Raw genomic sequence first — 11975 nt, forward strand, 5'->3', positions numbered from 1 at the left:
CATAATAGATTTGCGTTGATGGTTCGTTCTACGCTTGGCATTACGTTAACACTCTGTACATGTCTTCTAAAATTAGAACTAAACTAATTTATATTAGAGGTAATGCTTGATAAGATTGTACCAGTAAAGATTTAGATTAAGGTGGTTGTCCGGATATTCTGTATATTACAGGATTCCACAACGATAGAGATTGCTATGCGGGTTATGTAATCGTAAAACTAATTTGTGAAAGAGAAGGTGCTTATAATGATGAAAAAGAAATTAATGTCGGCTTTATTAGTAGCGACGCTCGTATTTGGTTCTATTACAGCTTCTGCGAAGAGTATTTCATTTAATATTAGCAAAGACGATGGCGCGGTATCGGTTGCAACAAACACAAAAGATTTATCAGGTAGTTATTTTCAGATATCCAATTTGGATACAGAATACAGCAACTTTATTGAGGATAAGGATGTCATTGGATTTAAAGTCAAGAATTCAGCAGGTACGACTTCATATTCAGCCTATCATACGTTTAGTAAATTTGTCTATAGGCATTCCCTATCGTATACCACAACACCTTCCTCGGGTGCAAGTCTGAAATTAAACGCTCAGGTAGACAGTACTGGTTTGTTTAATAACATAAAGTTTGAAGGTGAATGGATTTCATAAAGTTCACTTGAGTTCATAGGGGAACAGCTATACCCGCTAATGGTTCCCCATTTACATATTGACAGGTTTAAGTAATCTATGAACTATTAAGAGCAAAATATTATAAGGAGCAAAATAATATGATAAGATTAAAAAAAAATGCACCGTTTTTGGCTGGTATCATGATAATATTTAGCATGACGGCATGTGCACCGGAAGACCCAAACGCTGTAATGGATAAGCCAACGCAGGAAACAGAACAAGCCGCTGCTCCTACGGATACAGAACACGATACAGTTGATCATAGTTCTATAGAAGTACTGTTGTTAGAAACACCCAGCCATATCAACAAAGTCTTTAGCGAAGATTTTTCTGTGGAAGCGGACATACATGTTCCCAAGGTCAAAAAAGCAGACATATTATTTGCGAAATATATGACTTTTGATGAACAAAAGGTATTATCTATTTTTTATAAAGGGAAAACGCCTCAAAGAAGTTTAAGCAGCAATGATGATACAATCTCGTATAATGATGATAATTCATACCTTAATATTAATGATGGTTTTTTCGCATATTGTAAACAGGATTATGATTATGTCAAGTTCCCTACTGATTCACTTACTTCAGCAAGCGATATTTTTTCTACTAATAAACGATTTAGCGATGTATACAAGCAGGAAAAATTAGGGTTTATGACAAAGTCAGAGGCATTTAAGAACGTTTCCGATGTTTTTACAGAATTATCCATAGATATAATGGAGGATGCCGAAATTTATGCTATTGATTCCGATACAATGCAAACAGAGCAAGATGAAAGAATCAAAAGAGAGATTGATCTACAAAAAAAAATGGGTTTATCCACCATACAAAACCCAACGGATGGGTATAAAACGAAAGACGTATTTACACAGGAGGATGATTTTTATATCTTCTTTTTCAAGATGATTCAAAACGAGATACCCGTTACACAAAAATCATATATAATTCAGGCAAGTGATAGGGCTCTTAATGGGTCAACTGCCAGAATAGCGTTCTCTCGAAATGGTATTATTCAATTATATTTTGATGGAATTTATCAACAACAAGGTGTTGCGAAATCTCCAAATACACTCATCTCTGTTGAAGAAGCACTCCAAAAAGCCTTTGAACAAAATAACGCTATTATATCCACGGATAAAGTAACCGTCACAGCAGTTGATTTTGAATATGTACCCGTTCCTTATAATAGTGATTATGATGAAGTGAAGCTTACTCCCGCATGGTCCTTAACATTGGAATATGAAAGTGAGAAGACTTCAGATAAATCTTCAAAGGCTGAAAAACAAGATTCGCAATCTAGTGTAGGTCATGGAATGATATTTATCAACGCCGTCACGGGAGAAGATATTCAGTAAAGAAAGGGGAGGATTTTCATCAAAAATTTTATAAACATACTTAAAACGGATTTTTATCGTGCGTTTTTTTCCTCTGGCTTTGTGATTGGAATTTTCTCCACGGTGGCCATCTTCTATTTTGGTTCAGTCGGAATGATATCACATGATGTATCTGCTGTTGCCGCTTTTAATAACACATTTAAGTACAATAATATTTCAAAATTGCTTATTCTGAGTGCAACCTTTGCATATGCCGCAAGCTTTTGTATAGACTGGCAAACAAGGTTTGCTTTTTCTGTAATTATAAGAAGTAGAAAGACAGCCTATGCCTTATCAAAATGTATCGCTACTGCTGTTGCTGGTGGGTTGGCTGTTGCCATTGGTGCGGCTGTATTTATCGGTTATGTGTGTGTGATGCAGCCAAGTATACTGCCTGAAGCGATTGATTTACAAATGGAATTTTCAAGTCAAGCCTTTGGAGATTTACTTGTAAAGGGGGAAGCGACTTTATTTTTCCTGTCCTATCTTTATGTAATATTTTTACAAGCTTTTTTCTTTTCATCATTGGGACTTATGATATCTGCTTATATACCTAATAAATATGTTGCGTATATTTCTCCTTTCGCTTTGAGTTTTATGCTAAATCAAGTTGCCAATGTTTTTGATCTGCCCATATGGCTAGACCCCGTTAAGCTAGCCACAGCGAGGATATTTGGTGTCAAAGCATCCACAATACTTTTGATGGCGACAGCGACATTTCTTTCACTTACCATCATCTGTGATATCTTATTCATTCGCACGGCGAAGAGGAGGATTACCAATGGTTAAAAAAATTTTTTGCATTGCCATATATTCCATACGGCAATGGTTAACGAATCCGCGCATTATCTGTCTCTTTGTTTTGATGAGTTTGTTTGTATGGAATGATATTCAGGTAATTGGCGAGCTTACTGTTAAGACGGGGATAAGAACTAATCCCCTTATTTCCCCCTTTTTCTCTAACGATCCGATCAAGCAACTGATATTACTTGCTGGTATTGTATTTTTGTTTTCCGACGCACCTTTTATTAATAAGAACCAACCCTATATCATCATTAGAAGTAAACGCGTACCTTGGGTGTTGGGTCAAATTCTGTATATAGCCATGGCCAGCGCTATATATTTCTTATTCTTGATGTTGGTCTCCATATTAGTTTTGTTGCCACATGCAACATTCGCGACAAACGGCTGGGGGAAAATTGTTCAGACTTTGGCACAAACCAACGCGGGGGCGCAAATAAATTTGCAATTTGGTATTTCAAAGGAAATAATAACCTTTTACTCCCCGTGGGAAGCGTTTGGTCTTAGCTTTCTCTTGAATTGGGGCGTAGCATGTTTCTTAGGTTTAATCTTGTTTGTAATCAATCTGAAATTTAATCGAATGCTTGGCTTAGTTGCTGGAGGTGTGATTCTATTTTTTGATTTACTCGTAACGAACATGCTTTCTCCTAGCTTTTATCATATTTCACCCGTGTCGCTTTCAAGATTGAGTGTTTTAGACCCAATGGGAGTTTCACTGTTTCCCAATTTGACCTATCCATTTGTGTTTTTTGGTGTAAGTATTGTTATTTTATCTATTTTACTAGTAGTAAGCATTAAAAAAACAACGATAGAGATTACATCAGAGTTATAAGGAGGTATGTGACTATGTCTGAAAATATAATCACTGTAACCAATATAAGTAAGCACTTTAAAGAAGGAAGTGCACTAAAGGATGTGACGATTGCATTTGAGAAGGGCAAAATCCACGGTATCATTGGACGCAATGGTTCAGGCAAAACGGTGCTTTTCAAATGTATTTGCGGGTTCATTCTTCCATCTGCCGGAGAAATAGTAGTCAACGGCAAAAGAATAGGAAAAGATACGGATATTCCGGATAATGTTGGAATTATTATTGAGGAACCAAGCTTTCTTCCAAATTACAGTGGATATGGAAATCTACGTCTGCTTGCCTCTATTAACCATAAAGTTAAAAAAGACGCAATACGTACCGCTATAATAAAGGTAGGGCTTGATCCTGATAACAAAAAGCATGTTAGAAAATATTCTATGGGAATGCGTCAGCGGCTAGGAATCGCACAAGCCATCATGGAAGATCCGGAGATTTTAATTTTCGATGAACCTATGAATGGATTAGACAATACTGGTGTGAAGGAAATTCGCGAGATATTAAAAGGCTTAAGGAACGATGGGAAAACCATAATTTTAGCGAGTCATAATTCCGAAGACATCCAAGAGCTTTGCGACACCGTTTGTGAAATGGACGCGGGGATATTGAAAGTAAAACGAGGATAATATAAGTGTTAACCTTTGCTACTAGAACATGAATAAATCTAATACAGGTTATAATGAAAGAGTAGGAAACTGCTCTTTTTTTAGATTGATTTTCTCGCTATACATGCGAAGATTATTATGGTAGAATGAAGTGATTATCACCAAAATAAAACAATTAATACAAAGAAATGGTTTGATAAAGAACATTTAGCAATTGTAGGTCATGTAAATCCGTCGTTACAATGCTTTTTATTATATAATGTATCAACAATGAGTGTAGAGGTAGAAAAATATGGGATTGACTTTACGTGGCTAGACAGTGACATTGCAACCCTTGTATATATCTTACCAAGTGCACATTTCACAGATTCAGGTGATGAAGATGTTATAAAAGGTAATGATGATTCTACCTTATATGAAGTGCAACAAGGAGTGGAAATTAGTAATTTGGTAATCTTAGATAATGGAGATTTAGAATTCAATCTGACTTCTAAAGATGGAAATGTGACAAAAGAAACAATTAAGAGGTGACAACTATAGGAATCTGTAAATTAGTTTATGCTATATTTTTACCTTGCATTATTTTCATAAAAGTTAATTATATTAGTATTTACATCTCTAAACAGATAGGAGGTCGGCTATGTATTTTAAGGTAAATAATGAACAGGTGACACCTGTTGATAGGCATACATTTCTTAACGAACAAAACGTTGTTGCAGTTTATAATAGAAAAGAATGGGAAGAAGAAAAGGAACTGCAGAATACGTATCAATTAGTACAGCCAGTTGAGAAAGTACATTTTTGTAAAGTGGAGCGACATATCGGATATATGTTTGGAACTTGTTATGTTCCAATTCCTAAGGAACATATGGGACATAAAGAATTTGTATTCTATATATTAGAGGGGAGAATTATATTTATCGATGATAGTAATACAATTGAAGAAGAGATATCTAGCATTGCAGAGAATAAGATACGCCGTAAATATTCTTTAGAACGTCTCTTGTATGACATATTGATTAATCTGATTGAGAATGATTTATTATTCTTAGAATTATTAGAGGGGGAAATCTCCAAGATTGAGGAGCATGTATTAAAAGGATCACTGAATAATTTTAATACAAAAATGTTAGAGATTAAGAAGGTGATTGCCAAATTGTATCGTTATTACAGCCAAATGGCGGATCTCGGTGAAGAAATTCTTGATAATGAAGATGAATTTTTTGGTATGGATGGCTGTGCAACTTTCCGTGTGTTTACTGACCGTGCTACTAGGTTGCAGAACGAAACACAAACATTACGAGAATACGCCATGCAAGTTCAAGATGTGTATCAATCTGAAATTGGTATTAGACAGAATACAGTTATGAAAGTTTTAACTATTGTAACAACGATTTTCTTACCACTTACTTTGATCGTTGGTTGGTACGGTATGAATTTTGTCTATATGCCAGAATTATCTTGGAAATATGGGTATCCTGTTGTTATATTGATCAGTGCATTAATTGTAATTGGAAGCCTATTATTATTCAAGAAGAAGAAGTATTGGTAGATCATAATCGACAAGAAACTCCTATTTAGTTTATTACTTGACAAGAATTGCAGCTTGCGATACAATGTTAGGGAGCTAACATAAAGGAGGAGATTGCTTGCTGTCAAATCAGTCAATTGGTATTGAGATTAAAACAGTTTCAAATCTAATAATGAGAAATATTGATGCTAAACTTGCAAAGGTTCATAACCGTGAGTATACCAAGATGCAAAGTTGGATTATTGGATACATACATGATGAAGGTATCCATCATGATGTTTTTCAAAAAGATATTGAGAATGAATTTAAGATTCGCCGATCAACAGCAACAGGAATTTTGCAACTGATGGAGAAAAACGGTTATATTGAACGTCTTCCCGTACCACATGATGCAAGACTTAAGAAGTTAGTACTGACACAGAAAGCAATTAATCTGAATGAAGAGATTCATAAGAATATCGAAGAATTCGAACAAGAACTTTCTGAATGCTTAACAAAAGAAGAAGAAGAGATGTTATTCCAGATTACAGGTAAGCTTAGAAAGAAATTAGAAGAAAAACAATAGAAAGTTCGCATTGCGTACTTTCTATTATTTTGGTAGATAATGTTAGGGAACTTACAGATAGGGAACTAACAAATAGGACCATAACAAATAACAGGATAAAGCAGGAGGGAATATATGTTAAAGACGTTATTAGCTGAGGTCAAAGAGTATAAAAGGGACTCTATCCTAGCTCCAATTTTTATTATTTTGGAAGTTATCATGGAAATAATTATACCAGTTATGATGGCTTCTATAATTGATAATGGCGTTGAGAAAGGGAATATTCGCCATGTGTGTATTATGGGCGTTTGTATGATAGCTGTAGCTATGTTATCACTAACATTTGGTACTTTGTCTGGTAAGGCTGCAGCAAAAGCAAGTACAGGTTTTGCAAAGAATATAAGAAATGCTATGTTTGGAAATATTCAGAATTATTCATTTTCCAATATTGATAAATACTCTACAGCAGGTCTTATTACCAGATTAACAACAGATGTAACCAATGTACAGAATTCATATCAAATGGTTATAAGAATGTGTGCTAGGTCACCATTTATGTTAATTTTTGCAATGATTATGGCGTTCACAATTAATTCAGAGTTAGCACTTATATTCTTGGGAGCAATTGTATTCCTTGGAATTGTTTTATTTATAATAATTAAAAATGCACATCCTATTTTCATGAGCGTATTTCGTAAGTATGATGATTTGAATGCAAGTGTTCAAGAGAATATTAATGCAGTACGAGTAGTGAAAGCTTATGTTAGAGAAGATTATGAAATCAGTAAGTTTAAGAAAGCTTGTACAAATGTATACTGCATGTTTGTTAAAGCAGAGAAAATCATAATATTCAACATGCCAGCTATGCAACTTGCTATGTATGCTTGTATTTTGATGTTATCTTGGCTTGGTGCAAAGATGGTCGTTGGAGGTTCATTAACAACTGGACAATTAATGAGTTTATTCAGTTATATTATGAATATCTTGATGAGTTTGATGATGCTTTCTATGGTTTTTGTTATGGTTACTATGTCAAAGGCATCTGGAGACCGTATTGTGGAAGTAATTAATGAAAAGTCGGACTTAACAAATAAGAAAAATCCAATCAAAGATGTGAAAGATGGTTCAATCGAATTTAAGAATGTTTCCTTTGCATACAAGAAACACGAGGAAGGTGTGGAGGATGTTGATGTTCTAACAAATATTAATTTCAAAATAGAATCTGGACAAACCATAGGTATTATTGGTGGAACAGGTAGTGCCAAATCATCACTTGTACAACTGATACCACGTCTCTATGATGTGAACGAAGGTGAAGTTTTAGTTGGCGGTGTAGATGTTAGAGATTATGATATGGAAGCGTTAAGAGATGAAGTTGCTATGGTTCTTCAAAAGAATGTATTATTCTCAGGAACAATTAAAGAGAACCTTAGATGGGGAGACAAGAATGCGACTGATGAGCAGATGGTTCATGCATGTAAATTAGCGCAAGCAGATGATTTCATTAAGCAATTCCCAGATGGATATGATACCTACATTGAACAAGGAGGTAGCAATGTATCTGGTGGTCAAAAGCAAAGATTATGCATCGCAAGAGCATTACTTAAGAAACCAAAAATCTTAATATTAGATGACTCTACAAGTGCGGTAGATACAAAAACGGATACTTTAATTCGTAAAGCATTCAAAGAAGAAATTCCAAATACTACGAAACTTATTATTGCCCAGAGAATCTCTTCTGTTCAAGATGCAGATCAAATTATTGTTTTAGATGAAGGTGAAATCACTGGTATGGGAACACATGAAGAACTCCTAGTAAGTAGTGATATCTATCGAGATGTATATGAATCTCAGATGAAAGGAGCGAAACTAGATGACAGCAAATAAGAGACATCATGGACACGGCCAAAACAAAGGACCAGGACAGGTAGCAGTAATGGGTCCTAAACCAAAACTTAAGAATCCTGGCAAGATTATGAAACGCTTGTTAGCGTACATTTTAAAACAATATAAAGTTGCATGTATAGCAGTTATCATATGTATCTTTATTAGTTCTTTAGCCAGTGTTATAGGAACTATGTTTCTTAAGAATCTTATAGATGATTATATCCAACCATTTTTGGGACAACAAAATCCTGATTTTTCTTCCTTGTTTACTGCATTATGCAAGATGGCACTTGTATATCTTACGGGTGTAATTTCTACTTGGGCATATTCAAGAATAATGGTTAATGTATCCCAAGGAACAATGAGAAGTATTCGTAATGACCTGTTCAAACACATGCAGAAATTACCAATCAGATATTTTGACACTCATGCGCACGGTGATATCATGAGTATCTATACCAATGATACAGATACCCTACGTCAGATGATAAGTCAAAGTATACCACAGGTAATTTCTTCAGTAATAACGATTGTCAGTGTATTCATATCCATGTTGATTCTGAATATTCCATTAACTCTAGTAACGTTAGTTATGGTTGGAGTTATGCTTATAGTGACTAGGAATATTGCATCAAAATGTGGAGTATATTTTGCTGAACAACAAAGAAATTTAGGTAAAGTAAATGGCTTTATAGAAGAGATGATGGAAGGACAAAAGGTTGTTAAAGTATTCTGTCATGAAGAAGAGAATCTGAAACGATTTGTAGAAATCAATGAAGAGTTATGTGAGAGTGCAAATAGTGCCAATAAATATGCAAATATTCTTATGCCTATCACAGCTAATTTAGGTCATATCAGTTATGTATTAACTGCAATTGTGGGTGCATTCCTTGCTATCTATGAAGTAGGTTACTTTTCATTAGGTGGATTAGCCTCCTTCTTACAATTTAACCGTTCCTTCTTCATGCCATTTTCACAGGTATCTCAACAAATTAACTCTATTGTTATGGCGTTAGCAGGAGCTGATCGTGTATTTAAATTATTAGATGAAGAGCAAGAAGTTGATGATGGATATGTTGAGCTTGTAAATGCTGAAATCACAGATTCTGGTGAAATCAAAGAAGTAGAGAAACGAACTGGAATATGGGCATGGAAGCATTATCATAAATCAGATGATACAATAACATATCAAAAGATGAATGGTGACGTAGTTTTCGATCATGTTGATTTCGGATATAACGATGATAAAATCATTCTTCATGATATTGTTATTGATGCGAAACCGGGAGAAAAAATTGCTTTTGTAGGTGCGACTGGAGCAGGTAAGACTACCATTACGAACTTAATTAATCGTTTCTATGATATTCAAGATGGAAAGATTCGTTACGATGGTATCAATATCAACAAAATCAAGAAAGCAGACCTTCGACGTTCTCTAGGAATCGTATTACAGGATACGCATTTATTTACAGGAACAGTTATGGAAAACATTCGTTATGGAAGGTTAGATGCATCGGATGAAGAAGTTTTAGAAGCAGCGAAGTTAGCTAATGCACATCAATTCATTAAGCATCTTCCAGAAGGATATAATACGGTTTTAACAGGTGATGGTAGCAATTTATCACAAGGACAAAGACAGTTACTTGCAATTGCTAGAGCGGCTATTGCCAATCCTCCAGTATTAATTCTAGATGAGGCAACATCAAGTATCGATACAAGAACAGAGAAGATTGTTCAAGAAGGTATGGATCGATTAATGCATGGTAGAACGGTATTCGTTATTGCTCATAGATTGTCAACCATTAAGAATTCAGATGTAATTATGGTGTTAGACAAAGGGCATATTATCGAACGTGGTAACCATGAGCGATTACTTAAGAAGAAAGGAACGTATTATCAATTGTATACGGGAATGTTGGAGCAAAGTTAAAAGTACTATACGACACAATAATTGGATGAAATGTCATATTGATTAATAAATAATTCTTCTTTACAATATTGTTTCGCGTTATTCTATGACGCTTAATGCGAATAGTTAGATTATAATTTCGAGATATTATAGTCAATGGGTGCAATAATACAAATGTAAGGTAAAGGAGAATTTTTATGAAAAAGTCACAGTTAAGAATTAGTTTATTAATGGTGATGCTTGTTGCAGTTACAATGTTATCAGGTTGTAACAAGAACGAGTATGTCAAAGGAACGATTAAAGAAAATGAATACGAGAGTAAATATTTAAATCTTTCATTTACAGCTCCTGAAGGATTCAGTTTGCTTACTGAAGATGTCTTGGATCAGTATGTTCAATTTTCATCTGATATAATTTATAAAGATAAGGATCAAACAGTAATTGATTATGCGAAAGCTGTAGCTGTATATGAAATGATGTGCGTTGAAAATGCAACAAATTCGGCTAACGTGAATATCGTTGTTGAAAATCTATTAGGTGTAGAAAGAACTGAAGATGAATATATTGAGTTAGCAAAGCAACAACTTCAAAGTACAGGCATAGATTATACTTTTGGTGGTACGATAAAAAACGTTGAATTAGCTGGTGAAAAGTATACAGTAATTGATTGTATAGGAAATTATTATGGTCAAGAATTATTACAGCAAATGTACGTAAGAAATATCGGGGATAGAATGGTTGTATTAACAGTCACTTATACAGAAGATACAGTAGAAAGTAAAGATGCATTATTAGACGGATTTTCGGCATTGAAGTAAAAATAATTGTCTTACTGGTAAGATTAATGACTATGCAAGGGTTTGAAAGGTAAAGAACTTTCAAGCCCTTTTTTAGACAATAAGTCCTATTGAGTAATAAAACATTCTCATTTATAATATGATTTGTGTTTTTTTGACAAATATTAATCAAATCTTAGATTATCGTAATTTAATAATCTACAGATGCAAGATGACACGAAAATAGGGTAAGGAGAGAATAATATGAAAAAGTCAAAGTTAAGAATTAGTTTATTAATGGTGATGCTAGTTGCAGCTACTATTTTTTCAGGTTGTAACAAGAAAGAATCTAGTAAGAAAGAGTATTCTAAAGGAACTGTTAGTGAAGATTCATACGAAAGTAAATTCTTAAATCTTTCATTTAAAGCACCTGAAGGATACAGTATGCTTACAGAAGATGTATTGGATCAATATGTTCAATTTTCAACTGATATAGTGTACAAAGATACGGATCAAAAAGTAATCGATTATGCGAAAGCAGTAACGGTATATGAAATGATGTGTGTTGAAGATACAGTAAATTCACCTAATATTAATATTGTGATTGAGAATCTATTAGGTAAAAAAATAACTGAAGATGAATATATTGAAAAAGCTAAAGAACAACTTCAAAATACAGGAATTGAATATACATTTGGGGATACCACAAAAGATGTTGAATTAGCTGGTGAAAAGTATACAGTACTTGATTGTGTAGGAAATTATTCCGGACAAGAGGTGCTACAAAAGATGTACATTAGAAAAATTGATGATAGAATGATGTTATTAACAATTACATATACAGCAGATACTGAAGCAGGTAAAGATACCTTATTAGCTGGATTTTCAGAATTGAAATAAAGATAACTGTTTCATTGGTAAGATTAATGAATAAGCAAGGACTTGAAAAGAAAGAAGAATGTAGTGACCCCAAAAAGTTAAACTTTATTGCGAAGTGGAAAAATCCACTTCG

General features: G+C 34.1%; 12 protein-coding genes. All 12 read left to right on the forward strand.

The window, feature by feature from the left end; genetic code table 11:
• The first annotated feature begins 246 nt into the window (after positions 1–246).
• The 12 genes from ACW2QF_RS13485 to ACW2QF_RS13540 all read left to right on the forward strand — a co-directional run bounded on the left by ACW2QF_RS13485 (position 247) and on the right by ACW2QF_RS13540 (position 11863).
• On the forward strand, positions 247–651 hold the full coding sequence (locus tag ACW2QF_RS13485) for a hypothetical protein (RefSeq protein ID WP_455716529.1): 405 nt from the start codon (positions 247–249) through the stop codon (positions 649–651).
• A 119-nt stretch (positions 652–770) separates the two neighbouring features.
• Positions 771–2024 (forward strand): hypothetical protein, encoded by a 1254-nt coding sequence (locus tag ACW2QF_RS13490; protein ID WP_455716530.1) that lies wholly within the window; start codon positions 771–773, stop codon positions 2022–2024.
• Positions 2025–2156: 132 nt separating this feature from the next.
• The gene (locus ACW2QF_RS13495; protein ID WP_455716531.1) at positions 2157–2831 is read left to right on the forward strand and encodes a hypothetical protein; all 675 of its coding nucleotides are present in this window, start codon (positions 2157–2159) and stop codon (positions 2829–2831) included.
• Positions 2824–3675, forward strand: coding sequence for a hypothetical protein (locus ACW2QF_RS13500; protein WP_455716532.1), 852 nt, complete (start codon positions 2824–2826; stop codon positions 3673–3675). The genes ACW2QF_RS13495 and ACW2QF_RS13500 overlap by 8 nt, the downstream gene beginning before the upstream one ends.
• Before the next feature lie 14 nt (positions 3676–3689).
• Positions 3690–4337, forward strand: coding sequence for an ABC transporter ATP-binding protein (locus ACW2QF_RS13505; RefSeq protein WP_455716533.1), 648 nt, complete (start codon positions 3690–3692; stop codon positions 4335–4337).
• Positions 4338–4586: 249 nt separating this feature from the next.
• Positions 4587–4847: a hypothetical protein gene (locus tag ACW2QF_RS13510; protein ID WP_455716534.1), complete on the forward strand. Its 261-nt coding sequence runs from the start codon at positions 4587–4589 to the stop codon at positions 4845–4847.
• A gap of 109 nt (positions 4848–4956) precedes the next feature.
• Entirely contained in the window at positions 4957–5868 is a 912-nt protein-coding gene (locus tag ACW2QF_RS13515; RefSeq protein WP_455716535.1) for a magnesium transporter CorA family protein, read from the forward strand.
• 97 nt (positions 5869–5965) lie between these two features.
• Positions 5966–6412 (forward strand): MarR family winged helix-turn-helix transcriptional regulator, encoded by a 447-nt coding sequence (locus tag ACW2QF_RS13520; protein ID WP_455716536.1) that lies wholly within the window; start codon positions 5966–5968, stop codon positions 6410–6412.
• A 114-nt stretch (positions 6413–6526) separates the two neighbouring features.
• Positions 6527–8278 carry an ABC transporter ATP-binding protein gene (locus ACW2QF_RS13525; RefSeq protein WP_455716537.1) on the forward strand — a complete coding sequence of 584 codons (1752 nt, stop codon included), beginning with the start codon at positions 6527–6529 and terminating at the stop codon, positions 8276–8278.
• On the forward strand, positions 8265–10208 hold the full coding sequence (locus ACW2QF_RS13530) for an ABC transporter ATP-binding protein (RefSeq protein WP_455716538.1): 1944 nt from the start codon (positions 8265–8267) through the stop codon (positions 10206–10208). Before ACW2QF_RS13525 ends, ACW2QF_RS13530 begins: the two co-directional genes overlap by 14 nt.
• A 176-nt stretch (positions 10209–10384) precedes the next feature.
• The gene (locus ACW2QF_RS13535; protein ID WP_455716539.1) at positions 10385–11005 is read left to right on the forward strand and encodes a hypothetical protein; all 621 of its coding nucleotides are present in this window, start codon (positions 10385–10387) and stop codon (positions 11003–11005) included.
• A 222-nt stretch (positions 11006–11227) separates the two neighbouring features.
• Positions 11228–11863, forward strand: a complete 636-nt coding sequence (locus ACW2QF_RS13540; protein WP_455716540.1) for a DcrB-related protein — start codon at positions 11228–11230, stop codon at positions 11861–11863.
• Positions 11864–11975 lie beyond the last annotated feature (112 nt).

Source organism: Anaerosporobacter sp. (assembly GCF_965301125.1).